The organism is Methanobrevibacter sp. YE315 (assembly GCF_001548675.1).
Classification (GTDB): Archaea; Methanobacteriota; Methanobacteria; order Methanobacteriales; family Methanobacteriaceae; genus Methanocatella.
On the sequence record NZ_CP010834.1, the window covers coordinates 609,701 to 626,512 of the forward strand.

Here is a 16,812-nt window from a genome sequence, read left to right on the forward strand (position 1 = left end):
TATGGCAGATGAAATTGCTACATTAATAAGTTCTGTTGGACTTACACAAGACACTTTCCTGGTATTTTGTGTTATCGCATTACTTATTGTTGGTGCAGTAGTTGTAATCATTACATCTAGACCAATTTTGGACATTTATCCTTATCTTAACCCAAGTGCAAGAGTAAGAGCTAGAAAAGGAAGATTATTTGATGAAAAACAAATTTCTGAAATTGTTGAAACAAACAACGTTGAAGAAGTCGAAAACTATCTCAAAGGTATTCCTGAGTATGCGGATGTTTTAGATGAATATCCACTTGATAAAGCATTAGATGTTGAACGTGCTAATACTTACAACTTTGTTGCAAGATTAGCTCCTAAAGATATCAAAGATCCTTTTGTTGTAATGTCTAAAAAGGCTGATATTGATAATATCAAAAGTCTTTTAACCGCAAAAGAAGTAGGTCTTTCCGCTGAAGAAACCAAAGAATTATTAATTCCTTCCGGATCTTTATACAGCGAGTTAGAATCTTTAGCCGATGCTGAAAATGTAACTGATATTGTCACAAGTTTGGATGGCACTGAATATGCACAAGCTTTAGAAGATGCTCTTCCACAATATGAAGATACTAATATGGTTCTTCCATTAGAATCTGCTTTAGATAAATATTATTTAGGCAAATTATTACGTTCTACTGATGTTCCATCTGATGAAAATAAACAAATTTTATATTCCTATGTTGGAACTCAAGTTGATGTTGCTAATCTTAAACTAATTATAAGGGCTAAAGAAGATGGCCTTGATTATGATGCAATCTCTCCTTATATATTAGAAGAAGGATACCAATTACGTGAATGGAAACTTAAAGATTTAATGGAATCTCCTGATGTTACAAACGTAATATCCGGATTAGAAGGAACAAAATACTCTGATGCATTGACTGATGTGATGCCTGTTTACAATGAAACCGGTTCAGTTGCAGTATTCGAAAAAGCATTAGATGTTTATGCTTCCGATTATTCAAAATCTTTAGCATCTAAAAAACCATTAGGTATTGGTCCAATTATTGGTTATTTAAGTCAAAAAGAAAACGAAATTAAAAATTTGAAAATTATTGCAAGAGCAAAAAGAGAAGCAGACTTCCCTAATTCTAAAATCATGGAGATGTTAATATGAGTTCAGTAGCAATTATTGGTGATATTGACACTGTTTCAGGATTTAGACTTGGTGGTGTCAAAAAAGCAGAAGTAGTCAATACTTCTGAAGAAGCTATTGCAGCTTTTGATAAATTTTTCGAAGACGAAATTTCAATTATTATCATTACTCAGTTAATGGCAAACGAAATAAGAGAACATATTAATAGGAAAATTGGTTCTGATGTATTACCAATGATAATTGAAATACCTGATAAAGATGGGTCCTCAGGAGGATCATCTGATCAAATAAATGACCTTATTAAAAGAGTTATCGGGGTAGAGATGGTTAAATGATTATTGAAGGAAATATTATTAAGATTGCTGGGCCTGTTATTGTCGCAGATGGTATGAAAGGGGCTCAGATGCTTGAGATGGTTAGGGTAGGTGACGAAAAGCTTATCGGGGAAATCATTGAGCTTGAAGGTGACACCGCAACTATCCAAGTATATGAAGAAACAGCCGGTATCCAACCGGGTGAAGTAGTTGAATGTACTGGTGGAGCATTGTCTGTAGAACTTGGTCCTGGAATTATGAGTTCTATTTACGATGGTATTCAAAGACCTTTAAGAATCATCAGAGAAGTATCTGGTGATTTCATTGCAAGGGGTATTGATGTAGATTCCATTAACAAAGAGAAAAAATGGGCTTTCAAACCTGTAGCAAAAGTTGGAGATGTTTTACAAGCTGGAGACGTACTTGGTGAAGTACAAGAAACCTCCGCAGTATTGCACAAAATCATGGTTCCTCCAACCGTTGAAGGTGAAGTAACCGAAATCGCAGCTGAAGGCGAATACACTGTATTAGATGACATCGCTGAAGTCGGCGGTGAAAAAATACAAATGCTCCAAAAATGGCCTGTAAAAAGAAGCCGTCCTTATGTAAGAAAATTAGACCCTGATGTTCCTTTAGTAACTGGTCAAAGAGCACAAGACACTTTCTTCTCTGTAGCTAAAGGTGGGGCAGCAGCTATTCCTGGACCATTCGGATCAGGTAAAACTGTTACACAACAACAATTAGCTAAATGGGCAGATGCAGACATTGTTGTATATATTGGATGTGGTGAACGTGGTAACGAAATGACTGACGTACTTACCGAATTCCCATTCCTTGACGACCCTAAAACTGGAAACCCATTGATGGACAGAACTGTTCTTATTGCAAACACTTCTAACATGCCGGTAGCAGCTCGTGAAGCATGTGTATATACTGGTATGACAATTGCTGAATACTACCGTGACCAAGGTTATGATGTAGCGCTTATGGCTGACTCAACTTCAAGATGGGCAGAAGCTATGAGGGAGATTTCAGGAAGATTAGAAGAAATGCCTGGGGAAGAAGGTTACCCTGCATACTTAGCATCCAGATTAGCTCAATTCTACGAAAGAGCTGGAAGAGTAGAAACTATCGGTACAGAATCAAAAGTAGCATCCATTTCTGTAGTAGGTGCAGTATCCCCTCCTGGTGGGGACTTATCCGAACCTGTTACACAAAACACATTACGTATCTGTAAAGTGTTCTGGGCGTTAGATGCATCTCTTGCGGATAAACGTCACTTCCCTTCAATCGACTGGTTGCAAAGTTATTCATTGTATATCGACAGTATTGAAGGATGGTATTCTGAAAATGTAGCTGCAGACTGGAGAGCAACTCGTGACGAAGCTATGAGCTTATTGCAAAAAGAATCCGAGTTACAAGAAATTGTACAGTTAGTTGGTCCTGATGCATTACCTGAAACTGACCAAGCTACTTTAGAAACTACCCGTATGTTAAGAGAAGATTTCTTACAACAAAACGCATTTGATGATGTAGATACATACTGTGCACCTGATAAACAGTACAAAATGTTAAAAACCATTTTATTATTCTACAAAGAATCTCTTGCAGCTGTTAACAGAGGAGCACCAATTGCAAATATTGTAGCTTTACCTGTTAAAGAAGAAATCGGTAAAATGAAATACATACACCAAGATGAATTTGATGAAAAAATTGCTGAAATTCAATCCGCAATTACTAAACAATGCAGTGAGGCTTAAAAATGAATACAAATATTAAAACTAGAGAATATACTACTGTATCTGAAGTCTCAGGTCCTTTAATGGTTGTTGAAGGAGTAGAAGGCGTTGGTTACAATGAAATTGTAGATATTGAAACACCTACTGGTGAAAAAAGAAGTGGACAAGTTCTTGAAGTAACTAAAGATGTTGCTGTTATCCAAGTATTCGAAGGAACTAATGACTTAAACACAAAAGATACTAAAACAAGATTCACTGGTCAAACAGCTAAAATTGGTGTATCCAGAGACATGATGGGACGTATCTTTAACGGTATTGGTAAACCTATTGACGGTGGACCAGAAATTATTCCAGACGAAGAATTGGATATTAACGGGGCTCCTATGAACCCTGCTTCTCGTGAATTCCCTGAAGAATTTATTCAAACTGGTATCTCTACCATTGACGGAATGAACACATTAGTAAGAGGACAAAAACTTCCTATCTTTTCAGGATCTGGTTTACCTCACAACGATTTAGCTGTACAGATTGCAAGACAAGCTAAAGTATTAGGTGCTGACGACGAATTTGCAGTAATTTTCGCAGCAATGGGTATTACAAACGAAGAAGCAAACTTCTTTATGAGAGACTTCGAACGTACTGGAGCTTTAGAAAAATTAACAGTATTCATGAACTTAGCAGACGACCCTGCTATTGAAAGGATCTTAACTCCAAAAATGGCTTTAACTACTGCTGAATATTATGCATTTACCTTAGGTATGCAAGTATTGGTTATCTTAACAGATATGACCAACTACTGCGAAGCTTTAAGGGAAATTTCCGCAGCAAGGGAAGAAGTACCTGGAAGAAGAGGTTATCCTGGTTACATGTATACTGACCTTGCAGGTATCTATGAAAGAGCAGGACGTATTGATGGAAAAGAAGGTTCTATTACTCAAATGCCTATCTTAGTTATGCCTCAAGACGATATTACTCACCCAATTCCTGACTTAACCGGTTATATTACCGAAGGACAAATCGTATTAAGTAGGGAAATCTCAAGGAAAGGTATTTACCCTCCTGTAGACGTACTTCCTTCACTTTCTCGTTTGATGAGTGGTGGTATTGGTGGAGACAAAACTAGGGATGACCACAGTGGTGTATCTGACCAACTCTATTCTGCATATGCAGAAGGTCGTGAGTTAAGAGACTTAGTTGCGGTTGTAGGGGAAGAAGCACTTACTGAAAGGGATCAAAAATTCTTAGAATTTGCACAAGCATTTGAAGACCAATTCATTACCCAAAGTAAAGATGAAGACAGAACCATCTTTGAAACTTTAGACCTTGGTTGGAGTTTACTCAAAATCTTACCTAAAACAGAACTCAAAAGGGTTAAAGAAGAATTTATTGAACAATACCTTCCAAAAGATGACTAATCTCATTACAGTAATGTAGGTGATTAAATGGCACAAGATATTATAGATGGAATTAATCCAACTCGTATGGAGTTATTATCTCTTAAAAACAGAACTAAACTTGCTGTTAAAGGGCATGGTTTACTCAAAGAGAAAAGGGATGCTTTAATTAAAGAGTTTTTTGATATCTTGGATCGTGTCAAAGGTATTCGTGAAAATGCAGAATTAAGTCTACAGGAAGCTAATGATGCTTTACTTGAAGCTCAAATTGCAATGGGTGATTTGGCTGTTAAGAAAGCAGCATTATCTGTTAAAGAATCCATTGATGTAGAAATTACATCAAGAAGTGTAATGGGTGTTGCAGTACCTGTAACCAATGTTAAAATGGAAGAAAGATCTCTTATTGACAGGGGTTACGGTTTTTCAGACACCACAATACAATTAGACGAAGCTGCAAAGAAATTCGAGGAATCTCTTAAGTATTTAATTGAACTTGGTGAAGTAGAAAAAACTATTTTCTTACTCGCTGAAGAAATTGAAGCTACAAAACGTAGAGTAAATGCTTTAGAACACATTATGATTCCAAGATTCCAAAATACTGAAAAGTATATTGATATGAGACTCCAAGAAATGGAAAGAGAAAACTTCGTAAGATTGAAAATGATTAGATCAACAATGGAGAAAAATGAAAAAGCAGCTGCTGCAGCTGAAGCAGCTCAAAATGCAGAAGCTTAAATTTTTCTCTTTTACTTCTCATTTTCTTTTATTTTTATTTATTTTATTATTTAAAGCTCAAATTTTAATTAGTTTTTAAAAATAGTTATTTTAATTTAGTTACTGTAAAAATTTTTCTTACTGGAAATTCCAGAAAACGGTGTAAAAATGAAAAGAAATCCAATTGACCAATTTATGAAAGACCCTGATAATAAAGCGAAGTTATTTATCTGGATGACTCGTGCAATGATTATTACCACTTTTATGATAACTCTTGGTGTAATATTATTCATTTGCCATCTAGTTGGGCTTTTTTAGCAACTTCATTTACTTTTTTGCTTGCTGATTCTACTTTTTCAAATAATTCTTTAAAATCTTCATCAGTATCAATTATTGTTAGCAACGGCTGTGATTTTTCAGTTATTGATCCGATGTGGGGAAGGTCATAGATGTTGTCCAAATCTATTTTTTCGTATTTCATCCTTGTTGGAGAATAGATAATTTTTTTGTAGGAGTAACATTTCGGTTTTGGAATATTTACTATTTCACCTTGGCATGCCTTGATGTGGGCATCTAGCATGTTTATGCCTAATGACTTTTCAACACATTCGAATGTCCCCTGAAGTCGAGGATTGATTTCGATAACATATAATCCATTTTCATTAAGAACATAGTCAACGCCATTTGAACCCAGCAACTTAAATTCCTTAGCTAGTTTTTCGGATGTTGTTTTCATTTGGTGAACTATCCCATCGATGTCATTCACTTTCGCCATTATTGACTCGTCTGTCAGAGGCAAAATATTTCCAACATATATGAAGCTGTTATTTTTTTCAAAGTCATTCTCGGTAAGCAGTCTTGAATTGATTATTGTTTTTGAATCATTCTGGCTGGCCAATAATGATGAACTTAGGTTGATGCCCTCCACATATTCCTGCAAAATGAATTCATTGTCACTAAATTGCAACTCTTCCACATTATCTAAAAGAGTTATGTCATACCCTCCACTTCCTTTAACGGGTTTTAAAATAAATTGAATGTCATTGTAATTTTCACTTATTTCAAATGCTTCACCTATATCACTTAACCTAAAAGTCATAGGTGTTAAAAATTTATTTTCAATTCTTTTAAAGAATTTGAATTTATCCTCAATGTTTCCAACATCAGAGGTTCCCAAAATTTTCTTTCGATCTTTTTTTGAAAAGTCGCTTGGCGAAACACCTGAGATTGGAATTATATGGTCAACCTCATCAATGTAATCTCTTGAGATATCCAAAAGGTTTTGAGGATTGAACTCATTTTCAAAAACACCGCAACTTTCATCCACACTTTCATTTAGAATAATTTTCTGATTTTTGATGGTTGGAGTATCTGATGTGGAAAAGTAACTAGTGGAGTATATTTCATAGTCTAGCTGCAATGCACTGTTAAGCATACTTCTTGTATCAATTCCAATAAGTAATAGCTTTTTCATAAAATATCAATAAAAATAGTTTTTAGAAATAGTCCCGAGCGGAGTCGAACCGCCGTCTCCGGGTCCAAAGCCTAGAAGGATTACCACTACCCTACGGGACTATAATGTGCTGTATTATTACAACATTTAATATATATTTATCATGTAGTATTTATATCTATCGGTTATTTGATAATTTTTGGTAAAATAAGCATTTATCATGCCACATACATTCAAAACAAATTTTAGAAACGCTTTCTTTTGTATTAAAAATATTATCAATTTTTTCAAATAAATCAACAGAATTATGCTCTTTTGAAATATCTAATTTATTTAACACTTCATTGTCCATATTTATGATTCTTTCATTTTGCAATTCATCGCCGCAAATATTATTTTTCAGATTGGGGCATGCTTTGCAAATGTCGTCAGGGGCGTTTGTCAGATAAACATTTGTCTGAGGTAATTTTCTTTTTTCATTGACCTCAATCATGTTTTCAGTAAAGTTTTCATCGTATCCGTAGCCCTGAAAACCCTTAAGGCATAATAAGTGATGTCCTCTTAAGAATAGTTTCATATTAATCAAAAAAATAATAAAAAAAGAAAGGTTAAAAAACCTTTTTAGTCTTTTGGTAAGAATACTTTAGAAACAGATGCTGCACCTAAAATCTTTACAATATCTCCTACAATGAATGGTACAAGACCCATCATTAAAAGATCAACAACGCCAATGGTTGCGCCTTGAGTTAAGCTATACCATAATGCAAGACCTGCAAGACCTGGAATGTAAATCAAAGCGAAATTTGCAATTCCAATCACGATTGCCATTCTTGTAAAGTTACGTGCTTTTGCATATTTTTCAGTTATTGCCCCAATAAAGTATGATGCAATGACAAATCCAATGAAGAATCCGAGAGTTGAACCTAAGAATATGTCAAGCCCGCCGGTCATTCCTCCAAACCAAGGGATGAATGCAACACCTAAAACAATATATAGAATTTGGCTTAGGCATCCGTATTTTTTACCTAAGAATAAACCAGAACATAATACTGCAAAAGTCTGTGCAGTTATAGGAACTGGAGTCCATGGGAGCGGGATAATGATTTGTGCCATTATACCAGTAAAACATGCCATCATTAAGGACATGAGTAACTTGGTTGCAGTACTGGCATCTTGAATTCTTTCAAAAACATTTTTTCTGGTACTATAATAATTATCCAAATTGATATTCATTTTTTACCTCCAATTTCCGAATACTATTTAGTTTTTGTTCTTTATATTATATTATTATTTCGAATCTTAAGGGATTTAATAAAAAAAATAAGATGAGAATTAGGTTATTCTCATATTTAATCTATAGTTATGATTTTCACATCTTGCGGTTTTTTAACTATATTTACGGTTTTGAAAGCAACTAACTTGTTGATTCCTTTTTGTGATGCCACATCAACAAGTCTTTGGGAGATTACTCCATCAAATATTACAGTATCAGCAGTTCCATCAATGTTTTTAATCTCTTCATAGATGTTTTCCACTTCAACTTCTTTGGTCATATTCAATGCTTCATCCAAAATGGCTCCGCTTCCTGTGCCTTCGAATTCTTTTAGCATGTCTTTCATTAAGCTGACTTCATCGTCTTCGATAATTTCAGGTTCAGGAGCAGCTTCTTCACGGCGGTTATTATTGTATCTTTGTTTTTTATTGTTGTTTCTGCCGTTGTGTCTGTTGTTTTCTTTTTTACCGTTATTGTCATTCAAGATGTTTGAGGTAGCTAAGAACTGTGCAGTTGGGACTTTATCTCTTAAAGCGACTAACACTTCATCTTTTTCCAAGTCTTCAACTTCTTTTCCTTTTGGAGCACGGGTAATGTAGTCAACGTCTCCAATTTGAAGGAGTTCTTTTAAGATAAGTTCTCCGCCTCTGTCACCATCAACAAATGCGGTTGTTGTTCTTTTTTTACTGAGTTCGCCGATTGAACGTGGTACGCTGACACCTTCAACAGCTACGGTGTTTTTAATACCATATTTGAGTAAGTTTAAAACGTCACTACGTCCTTCCACTACAATGATTGCATCGGATGTGTGGATGCTAGGACCAGCAGGCAAACGATCTTCACCATATTCAGAGATTTCATGAACTCTCATGGCTTCCCTTACTTCTTCAATCATTCTCATACTGGTTGGACCAACGCTTTCAACCATGTTTTTATAGATTTCTTTTGCACGGTTGACAACTTGCTCCCTTTTGACAGCCCTTACATCTTCAACTTTTGTAGTTTGAATTTCAGCTTCACAAGGACCTACACGGTTAATAGTTTCAAGAGATGCCGCAAGGATGGCGGTTTCGACTCTATCAAGACTGGAAGGAATTACTATTTCACCTTTTGCCCTTCCACTGTTGGAGTGGATGTTAACTTGGATCCTTCCGATTCTTCCAGTTCTTTGGAGTTCTCTTAAATCTAAATCATTACTAAGTAAACCTTCAGTTTGCCCAAATACAGCACCAACAACATCTGGTTTTTCTACAATACCGTTAGCGTTAATTTGAGCATGTATTAAGTATTTTGTTGTAGTTAATTCTTCACCTTTTCCCATTTTTAAGCCTCCGAGCTTATTAATCGGGATAATTTATGTAAATCTAAAAATTGTAAATGATTTTTAGAAGGTAAACTTGCATAAATTATACGATAAACATGTTTAATTTTTGTCTTTTTGAGACCTATTATACACTAAAAAAAGAGTTAATACATTCAGGAAGTCTTACTATTAAGGGGTTGCTATTTTCTCATATCTCTAATCGTGATTTGAAACTTATAAATTTTTTAACTTTTATTTTCCTTAATAATGTTTTCTCCTGTCTTTGAATTAATTAATAATAATTATAAGAATGATTAAATGTAAATAAACTCTAATTGAGTATATAATAATTAAGTATTTTTTCTAAATACTATGTTTAATATTTTTGGTTAAACTAATATATAAAGTGTGTTATAGGAGTGAAATATATTTTAAGTTTATCGGATAATATATTATACAAGGAGAAAATTTGGTGAGTTCATGTCAATCAGTCCAAAAGATGTATTAAACAAAAATAAAAATCTAAACAAACGTGTTGATATTGAAAAAATTAATCTTAAAAATGTCACTATTGACGATTTGAAATTCAATGGAAAAAACTATGATGCTTACATTCATTTACAATCTTTATTAGACAATGTTTCAGCCTGTCAGGTTTCAGATGCATACAACTCAATTTCAAAAAGGTCAGGCACAATCCAATCTATTAAGCCAATCAACAACCAAAAGGTTTGGGGATCCATTTTCACAGTCGAAACAGACAGCGATGATTGGGGAACCTCTGCAATAGCTATTGATGAGGCCAATCCAGGAGATATTTTATTTTTTAAGGTAAATGGTGATGATAAGGCAATATGGGGCGAACTGGCTTCCACTTGTGCACGCGACAATGGAATCAAGGCAACCGTAATTTACGGTTCAGCACGTGATTTGGATGCTCTTTTATACATGGACTATCCGGTTTTTGCAAGTAATTTCTGTCCAAATGCAGGTTTGCCTTTAGGCCTGGGCAGTTTAAATGAGCCTATTGAAGTCGAGGATGTCAAGATCAATCCTGGTGATTTTTTCATAGCTGATGAGAGTGGTATTGTTGTTATTCCGAAGGAGTTATTTGCCAAAACAATGATTGCCACATTAGGCGTCAAATTGAAAGAGTCAAAAATCATTAATGATATTGCCGATGGCATAACCTTAGCTGAGATAGTTGGGCTCAGATAAAAATAGAAAAGCTTTTAAATATAAAATAATATTTATATATAAATATATCGATAAGTTTATATACTAGTTCCATTTAATTATATAAATGATACAGATTTGATTTTAAGTTTGATTTTATGAAATTTTTAGGTAATAGTTTGCATATTGCAAACTCTGGAAAATTAATAGCTAGATCTACCAAAACACCTTCACCAGGTGCAATTGTTTTCGATAGTCGTAAAAATAAAATTGGTAAGGTCGGTTATGTATTTGGGCCAACTAAGCAGCCCTATATCTCAATTAGATTGTTTAAATCAGCTAATAGAGATGAAATTGCGAAAAACTGTGGTGAAAAACTATTTGTATCAAAACAAAAATCCAAAAAGTCTAGAAAAGGGAGGATGAGACCACGACACAAAAAGTAGAAGAAATTCCAAAGAGAGGACGCAAAACTGCAGAAAAATCTGGCACTCAAGATGATGTTTACAACCAAGACAAACAAACCGTATGTCCAGAATGTGGTTCTACTGAATTAATTGGTGACTATGAAAGAGCAGAAGTAGTATGTGCTCGTTGTGGATTAGTCATTGATGAAAATCTTGTTGATATGGGTCCTGAATGGAGAGCTTTCGACCACGAACAAAGAGATAAGCGTACAAGAGTAGGTGCTCCAATCACATACACTATTCACGATAAAGGTTTAAGTACCATGATCGATTGGAGAAACAAGGATATTTACGGTCGTGATATTCCTGCAAGAAACAGAGCTCAATGGTACAGATTAAGAAAATGGCAAAGAAAAATCAGAATTTCCGGTGCAACCGAAAGAAACTTGGCGTTTGCATTAAGTGAACTTGACCGTGACTCCTCAAGGTTAGGTCTTCCAAGAAGCGTAAGGGAAGCTGCATCCGTAGTGTATAGAAGTGCAGTAGATAACAAATTGATTAGAGGAAGAAGTATTGAAGGAGTAGTTGCAGCATCATTATACGCTGCATGCAGACGTTGTAATGTACCACGTACTTTAGACGAAATTGCGGAAGTATCAAGAGTTACTAAAAAAGAAGTGGGCCGTACATACAGATTCCTGACCCGTGAGTTAAACATTAAATTGCCACCAACTTCTCCGGTGGACTATGTTCCTAGATTTGCTTCAGAACTGGGATTATCCGGTGAAGCACAATCCAAAGCTATTGAAATCATTGAAAAGGCAATGGAAAAAGGATTAACCTCTGGAAGAGGACCTACTGGTGTAGCAGCGGCTGCATTGTACATCGCATCAGTTTTACTCGGTGAGAGAAAAACACAAAGGGATGTAGCAGATATTGCTGGCGTTACTGAAGTAACCATAAGAAACAGATACAAAGAATTAACTGAACAATTAGAAATGGGTGTAACTTTATAGACACTCTTTTTTTATTTCTTTTTTTTAATATTAAACCATTTTTTATTTCATTGATTATTCTAGGAGTATTTTTCCATGACCGATTATTGTTTATTCACCATTACCCATCCTGAAGCTAAAAGGATTTATATTCGAGGGATTGCAGATATAACTGTGCCCATTGACGAATATGACAAGATTATTGAATTTTATGAGGGTAATCAATTGAAAAAATCTCTTCCTTCAAATCCCTATAATGAGGGAAGTAAAGATTATAAACTATTTGAAGAGTTATTGTCTGCCATAAAGTCTAATTTTGAAGATATTGGTGATGATTTGGTTTTTGCAACCCAGTGGGATTCAAAATTCCATGAATGGAGCAATCATTCGGCTACTGAGGAATATATTATCGATATGGAAAAAGTAACTGTTTAGAACAGGATGTTAAATTTTGGAAACGTGATTAAAACAATAAAGCACTCTAGAAATACATGCAATAGTTAAAACTCTATTTTTTTATCTGGAGTATTTTTCGATTCTGTAAATTAGTTCCTGGACAATTCCTTCATTATTTGTCTTTTTAACTCTGGATAGCTTTTCCTTATATGTTGGAAGTCTGTTTAAGAAAGCCTTAACTTTTTGAGGGCTCATTACTTCATGGTATTCCCCGTATCCTAGCTTTCGCACGTAGAATCCGTTTAGAGTTTGCTCGAAGTTTCCGATTGCAGGAACAGAATAAATTGGTTTTTTAAGGCATATTGCTTCTGAAATGAATGTAAATCCTCCATTGCAGATTACTGCCTTTGATGAAGCCAAATCATCATAAAATACATCTTCGTTAAATTCCTTATAGGTTAAATTTTCATCCACTTCGTTTTTGTTGAAACCATAAACGATGAACTTTTCGTTTTTAAGAGATTTTAACTTATTTACAAGCTTCACACTTTCCTTACTGGTTTGATAAACGATAATGTGGTCGTCTTCACTAGGTTCGAGTTTTAGGATATCTTCACGTATAATAGGTGGGTATATTACCGCATTTTTTCTTGGTCTGACTTTCGGATAAAAGAAACTGGTTAAAATATGCACTTTTGGCTTGACGACATATGTTTTGATTACACCTTTTGCCTTTATCATTTCGGCATAATGTTTTTTGGGATAATCGATTTTTGTCTGTGTTATCATATGGATATTGTCTAGGCTTATTAATGGAATGCTGAGCAATTTTGAAACCATTGTGGCATATATCTCAAAGTCGGTCACTATAACATCAGGCTTTAATTCCCTTGCTTTTTTATATAGTTTTTCATATCCTACCTTCATGTTGGTTGGATTTCTTTTTATTGCATTTGAAAGTGTCCTTAAGTTGTTTACCTTATTGTTGATGTATACGGTGTTAAATCCGCCAATTTCATAAACATTATCGAATTTAGAATTCAGGTATTCGTATGCCCTGTCGCTTGAGAATATGTAAACGTCATATTTTTCTTTAATTTTGTCAACGATTACTCCGGTTCTTATTGCATGACCCATTCCTTCTCCGCATGCGCAATAGAATACCACTTTCTTGTCTCTTTTTTTCTTGTTAGTGTTTATTCTTTGCCGGGTTCTGTTAATCTTTTGAAGGGATTCATCGTAAGTTCCTTTAAGTTCGTTTATTCTTTCAGTGCCCCTTTCCAGCCTACTCAATTTTGATTTTGAAAGAGTTTCTGTGCTGTGGCCGAAGTTATAGTTCAGTTCACTGGCATCGGTTCTTTTTCCTAAAAAGTCATTTACTGTACTTTTACCGTATTGCTGGATTAAGGTAACAATGCCCTCTTCTTCAAGCCTTCTTGTTGAAACACCAATCTTAGCATTTCTTAATACTTTAAAGCGTTCTATTTTTGCCAATCGTTCAATGTAATCTGTATCTTCACCAAAGGTAAGTGATTCATCGAATCCATTGCATTTTTCATGCAATGATCTTTTTGCGATGATTCCATAGCATCCCGCACCGTGAGGTTTGATGTTTTCAACGCTTATCATGAAATAATTTGCAAATTCATGGAACAGCTTGTCCTCTACCTTATTTGACAATGGTTTCATTTGAGTAATGGCTATTCCAAGTCTTTCCATTTGAAATTCGTATAGGACATCTCTTAAATAATCTTCTGTAAGCTTTAAATCAGAATCCAGGAATATTAAAATATCTCCTTTAGCCGCTTTTGCACCATTGTTCCTACCTACTGCCGGCATGCCTCCCTCTACGACTATGCAACCGTAGCTTTCCGCAATTTCTTTTGTTTTATCGGTTGAGTTCGCATCAGCTACAATGACTTCATAATCATCAAAATCTTGCTCTTTGATACTGTCTAGGAGAATTGGGAGGTATTCTTCTTCATTATAAGTAGGTATAACAATGCTGAAAATCATATGTTAAGATTTATTTTTTAAATTAATAAATATTTGTAAAAAAGGCCTTTTTGTGTGATTTGACTTTGTTTTTTGGATTGTCTGGAATGAATTTTTTTTCTAGAATTGGGATATTTTTGCATGAAATCGGGTTTTTTATGATTTTTTTGTTTTAGCTATTTGAGATTTAATTCAACTTCGTTTCATTCAGATATTGCTGATAATTTTTGATTTTAATAATTACTGTTAAATATTTCTTATTTTTGAATTTTAAACGTTTATTATAATTTACTGTATGGGATTTCTTTCCGAGTAAGTCAAAATTTTTGCCATGTTTCCAATTTATCATGATTTGTATATTCGTTTTTTCAATTCGGTCAATATCAGTGTTAAAAACCTTAAAATATGTTTGTTTCTTCTTTATTTTCTAAATGTTAAATTTTAAAGAAATTACACTTGAAATGCACCTCTCTCTGCAATAACAAAAATTAATTTTCAGTACTTTCATTTTTACCTAAAAGCATCATGGCCACTATAGTTAATATGAATCCGGTAAACATCAGAATTGTTGGAATCTCTCTATAAAATATCAATCCGAAAATCAATGCCGCAAAAGGTTCGGCACCTGACAGCAGTATGGATGAAACGCCGGAGTCAATATAATTCAGGCTCAATGTTGACAGGATATACGGCAAGGCAAATGAAAAAGTAGAGTGTAGAATTAGAAATATTATGGTCAAAACAGGATTGATTGAAATGAAACTTGATATCTGATTGAAATTGGAAAACGGTATTAATCCTATTGAAATAAGGATAATTGAATAGAAAAGGATTGTAAAGGTATGTTTTCCATCTTCAATTGATTTTTTGGAAGCCATAAGATATATCGCCCAAAATATTGCAGCGCCAAAACCCAATAATATTCCAAATGGAGGAATGTTTAAAATATTGCTTTCAAAGACCCCTGTCATTAGCACACATCCTGCAATAGCCATCATCATGCAAATCACTTTTCTAGATGTAATCTTTTCTTTAAACAGCACATATGCAAATATCAATACAAAAATCGGTGCAGTGGACAATAAAACTGCAGCCAAAGACAATGGCACAGTATTCATTGATTCATTATAGCACAGATTAAGCCCTACAATGCAGATTGCGCAAACTAAAAATAAGGGAATATCCTTCAAATCTATCTTAAACAGACTTTTATCAGTTGCCAGAATGGCAATCAATATGGGAATGATGGCTATTGAAAACCTTAAAAATAGGAGGGTGGTAGAATCGATTCCGTTTTGAGTCAATGTTCGAACAAAAACGCCGCTTGATCCAAACATTATTCCTGCAAGAATGGGCAAAATTAAATAGATTTTTCTCATAAAATCACTCTAAATAAGAATAGGCATTCCATGAAACCGTGTAGTATTCGCATTTATCTTTTAGAGGAATCTTCAAATCGTTGATTAATTCCATCTCATTGTATGATGAATCTACATGATATCTTTCATTGCTTATCTTTTCAATCGGAATGGCTCCAAAATCAACGTTGTCTGAGATATTTGCAATTTCTACAGTATAGTAGTCAGGTTCCGCTCCGGCCAAAGCAATTGTGAACCTCAAAGCTATGATGAAAATGACTATGATGTAAGGAAGGAAGCGGTTAAATAAGTATCTGGTTTTACTTAAACCGATATTTCTGTATGTCGGCTGTATTGATTCGTTTTCCCTGAGTAATTCCTCATCGTTAAGTATGCTGCCTACAATGTAATTCAAGTAATATCCGTTTCTGTAGACTAGATATAATCCTAAAATCCCTACAAGTGCGGGTGTTCCCCACATTCCACCATCGATTGCTCCAATGATTAGGCAACTTGAAAAGAAAGCTATTAGGGATGTTGTAAACCATGGGCGTTTTTGGCATGCTAAAACGAGTGTTGCAAATAGTATAGGTATTAACAAAATCACTAAAAAACCGGCACTTGGAACATATGAATATAGGCCGACGCCAGTATTAATGCCTCCCTGAATAAACGGTCCCATTATTTGAGTTAGGACTTTGCCTAAAATGGACTTCAACAAGTGAGTATGCAGAATGCTTGTAGAACTCATTGTGTTGGACATTGAGCAAAATACTGTGTTGAGTTTAATGCCCATTTGCATTCTGAATACAATTTCTAAAATGATGCCTGAAACTAATAAAATACTGCCGATTATGATTGACATCTTCAAATATTTTGTAACGTCGATTTCTCTGTCAATTGCTTGGGATAAAATCATAAATAAACCTAAAAGGCCGAAAAACATAATGTCTTTTCCTTTTGAGGATCCCATTAGGAATAAATAAGTTATTGGCCTTATGATTGGATTTAAGATATCGGTTACAAAGATTACTCCGGCAAGGAGTATGAATATAAATCCAAGTAATATGGTTTTGTTAAGTTTCATTAACAATACTTTAATTATTAATACTTTAAATAAATGATGTTTGTGTTTCCGCAGCAGGGAGGTGTCGGATATC

16 protein-coding genes and 1 tRNA gene are annotated in these 16,812 nt (G+C 34.6%); 9 read left to right on the forward strand and 8 right to left on the reverse strand.

Annotation, left to right across the window (positions count from 1 at the left end):
* The first annotated feature begins 1 nt into the window (after nucleotide 1).
* From TL18_RS02685 to TL18_RS02705, 5 genes are read left to right on the forward strand one after another with little or no spacing between them, the layout of a single operon-like run.
* Nucleotides 2-1,156 (forward strand): V-type ATP synthase subunit C, encoded by a 1,155-nt coding sequence (locus TL18_RS02685; protein ID WP_067041010.1) that lies wholly within the window; start codon nucleotides 2-4, stop codon nucleotides 1,154-1,156.
* The gene (locus TL18_RS02690; RefSeq protein WP_067041012.1) at nucleotides 1,153-1,470 is read left to right on the forward strand and encodes a V-type ATP synthase subunit F; all 318 of its coding nucleotides are present in this window, start codon (nucleotides 1,153-1,155) and stop codon (nucleotides 1,468-1,470) included. Before TL18_RS02685 ends, TL18_RS02690 begins: the two co-directional genes overlap by 4 nt.
* Nucleotides 1,467-3,209, forward strand: a complete 1,743-nt coding sequence (locus TL18_RS02695) for an ATP synthase subunit A (protein WP_067041015.1) — start codon at nucleotides 1,467-1,469, stop codon at nucleotides 3,207-3,209. The genes TL18_RS02690 and TL18_RS02695 overlap by 4 nt, the downstream gene beginning before the upstream one ends.
* Before the next feature lie 2 nt (nucleotides 3,210-3,211).
* Nucleotides 3,212-4,603 carry a V-type ATP synthase subunit B gene (locus TL18_RS02700; RefSeq protein ID WP_067041018.1) on the forward strand — a complete coding sequence of 464 codons (1,392 nt, stop codon included), beginning with the start codon at nucleotides 3,212-3,214 and terminating at the stop codon, nucleotides 4,601-4,603.
* A 27-nt stretch (nucleotides 4,604-4,630) separates the two neighbouring features.
* A complete protein-coding gene (locus TL18_RS02705) occupies nucleotides 4,631-5,317 on the forward strand; it encodes a V-type ATP synthase subunit D (RefSeq protein WP_067041021.1) in 687 nt (228 codons plus the stop codon).
* 268 nt (nucleotides 5,318-5,585) lie between these two features.
* On the opposite strand, the gene TL18_RS02710 is transcribed toward TL18_RS02705, so the two are convergent.
* From TL18_RS02710 to dnaG, 5 genes are all read right to left on the reverse strand, one after another.
* A complete protein-coding gene (locus TL18_RS02710; RefSeq protein WP_067041024.1) occupies nucleotides 5,586-6,770 on the reverse strand; it encodes an ATP-grasp domain-containing protein in 1,185 nt (394 codons plus the stop codon).
* 29 nt (nucleotides 6,771-6,799) lie between these two features.
* A tRNA-Gln gene (locus TL18_RS02715) sits at nucleotides 6,800-6,871 on the reverse strand.
* 56 nt (nucleotides 6,872-6,927) lie between these two features.
* Nucleotides 6,928-7,326 (reverse strand): DUF1284 domain-containing protein, encoded by a 399-nt coding sequence (locus tag TL18_RS02720; RefSeq protein ID WP_067041027.1) that lies wholly within the window; start codon nucleotides 7,324-7,326, stop codon nucleotides 6,928-6,930.
* 44 nt (nucleotides 7,327-7,370) lie between these two features.
* Nucleotides 7,371-7,976: a biotin transporter BioY gene (locus TL18_RS02725; RefSeq protein ID WP_067045358.1), complete on the reverse strand. Its 606-nt coding sequence runs from the start codon at nucleotides 7,974-7,976 to the stop codon at nucleotides 7,371-7,373.
* Nucleotides 7,977-8,098: 122 nt separating this feature from the next.
* Nucleotides 8,099-9,343: a DNA primase DnaG gene (gene dnaG / locus TL18_RS02730; RefSeq protein ID WP_067041028.1), complete on the reverse strand. Its 1,245-nt coding sequence runs from the start codon at nucleotides 9,341-9,343 to the stop codon at nucleotides 8,099-8,101.
* Between the two features lie 462 nt (nucleotides 9,344-9,805).
* On the opposite strand from dnaG, the gene TL18_RS02735 reads away from it, so the two are divergent.
* The 4 genes from TL18_RS02735 to TL18_RS02750 all read left to right on the forward strand — a co-directional run bounded on the left by TL18_RS02735 (nucleotide 9,806) and on the right by TL18_RS02750 (nucleotide 12,338).
* Nucleotides 9,806-10,543 carry an RraA family protein gene (locus TL18_RS02735; protein ID WP_067041030.1) on the forward strand — a complete coding sequence of 246 codons (738 nt, stop codon included), beginning with the start codon at nucleotides 9,806-9,808 and terminating at the stop codon, nucleotides 10,541-10,543.
* Between the two features lie 116 nt (nucleotides 10,544-10,659).
* Complete coding sequence (locus TL18_RS02740; protein ID WP_067041032.1) at nucleotides 10,660-10,947, forward strand: Gar1/Naf1 family protein; 288 nt, start codon at nucleotides 10,660-10,662, stop codon at nucleotides 10,945-10,947.
* Between the two features lie 5 nt (nucleotides 10,948-10,952).
* Nucleotides 10,953-11,924, forward strand: a complete 972-nt coding sequence (locus TL18_RS02745) for a transcription initiation factor IIB (protein ID WP_067041035.1) — start codon at nucleotides 10,953-10,955, stop codon at nucleotides 11,922-11,924.
* Between the two features lie 75 nt (nucleotides 11,925-11,999).
* A complete protein-coding gene (locus tag TL18_RS02750) occupies nucleotides 12,000-12,338 on the forward strand; it encodes a hypothetical protein (protein WP_067041036.1) in 339 nt (112 codons plus the stop codon).
* A gap of 81 nt (nucleotides 12,339-12,419) precedes the next feature.
* On the opposite strand, the gene TL18_RS02755 is transcribed toward TL18_RS02750, so the two are convergent.
* The 3 genes from TL18_RS02755 to TL18_RS02765 form a co-directional block, all read right to left on the reverse strand.
* Nucleotides 12,420-14,315 carry an MJ1255/VC2487 family glycosyltransferase gene (locus tag TL18_RS02755; protein WP_067041037.1) on the reverse strand — a complete coding sequence of 632 codons (1,896 nt, stop codon included), beginning with the start codon at nucleotides 14,313-14,315 and terminating at the stop codon, nucleotides 12,420-12,422.
* 467 nt (nucleotides 14,316-14,782) lie between these two features.
* Nucleotides 14,783-15,673 carry a DMT family transporter gene (locus TL18_RS02760; RefSeq protein WP_067041038.1) on the reverse strand — a complete coding sequence of 297 codons (891 nt, stop codon included), beginning with the start codon at nucleotides 15,671-15,673 and terminating at the stop codon, nucleotides 14,783-14,785.
* A 4-nt stretch (nucleotides 15,674-15,677) separates the two neighbouring features.
* Nucleotides 15,678-16,739, reverse strand: a complete 1,062-nt coding sequence (locus TL18_RS02765) for a hypothetical protein (protein WP_231483649.1) — start codon at nucleotides 16,737-16,739, stop codon at nucleotides 15,678-15,680.
* Nucleotides 16,740-16,812 lie beyond the last annotated feature (73 nt).

What these genes read in the sequence shown, in the direction of transcription:
- TL18_RS02710 (WP_067041024.1), bottom strand. Translation starts at nt 6,770, where the DNA reads ATGAAAAAGCTATTACTTATTGGAATTGATACAAGAAGTATGCTTAAC.
- TL18_RS02700 (WP_067041018.1), top strand. Translation starts at nt 3,212, where the DNA reads ATGAATACAAATATTAAAACTAGAGAATATACTACTGTATCTGAAGTC.
- TL18_RS02750 (WP_067041036.1), top strand. Translation starts at nt 12,000, where the DNA reads ATGACCGATTATTGTTTATTCACCATTACCCATCCTGAAGCTAAAAGG.
- TL18_RS02685 (WP_067041010.1), top strand. Translation starts at nt 2, where the DNA reads ATGGCAGATGAAATTGCTACATTAATAAGTTCTGTTGGACTTACACAA.
- TL18_RS02765 (WP_231483649.1), bottom strand. Translation starts at nt 16,739, where the DNA reads ATGAAACTTAACAAAACCATATTACTTGGATTTATATTCATACTCCTT.
- TL18_RS02735 (WP_067041030.1), top strand. Translation starts at nt 9,806, where the DNA reads ATGTCAATCAGTCCAAAAGATGTATTAAACAAAAATAAAAATCTAAAC.
- TL18_RS02760 (WP_067041038.1), bottom strand. Translation starts at nt 15,673, where the DNA reads ATGAGAAAAATCTATTTAATTTTGCCCATTCTTGCAGGAATAATGTTT.
- TL18_RS02755 (WP_067041037.1), bottom strand. Translation starts at nt 14,315, where the DNA reads ATGATTTTCAGCATTGTTATACCTACTTATAATGAAGAAGAATACCTC.
- dnaG (WP_067041028.1), bottom strand. Translation starts at nt 9,343, where the DNA reads ATGGGAAAAGGTGAAGAATTAACTACAACAAAATACTTAATACATGCT.
- TL18_RS02705 (WP_067041021.1), top strand. Translation starts at nt 4,631, where the DNA reads ATGGCACAAGATATTATAGATGGAATTAATCCAACTCGTATGGAGTTA.
- TL18_RS02695 (WP_067041015.1), top strand. Translation starts at nt 1,467, where the DNA reads ATGATTATTGAAGGAAATATTATTAAGATTGCTGGGCCTGTTATTGTC.
- TL18_RS02740 (WP_067041032.1), top strand. Translation starts at nt 10,660, where the DNA reads ATGAAATTTTTAGGTAATAGTTTGCATATTGCAAACTCTGGAAAATTA.
- TL18_RS02690 (WP_067041012.1), top strand. Translation starts at nt 1,153, where the DNA reads ATGAGTTCAGTAGCAATTATTGGTGATATTGACACTGTTTCAGGATTT.
- TL18_RS02720 (WP_067041027.1), bottom strand. Translation starts at nt 7,326, where the DNA reads ATGAAACTATTCTTAAGAGGACATCACTTATTATGCCTTAAGGGTTTT.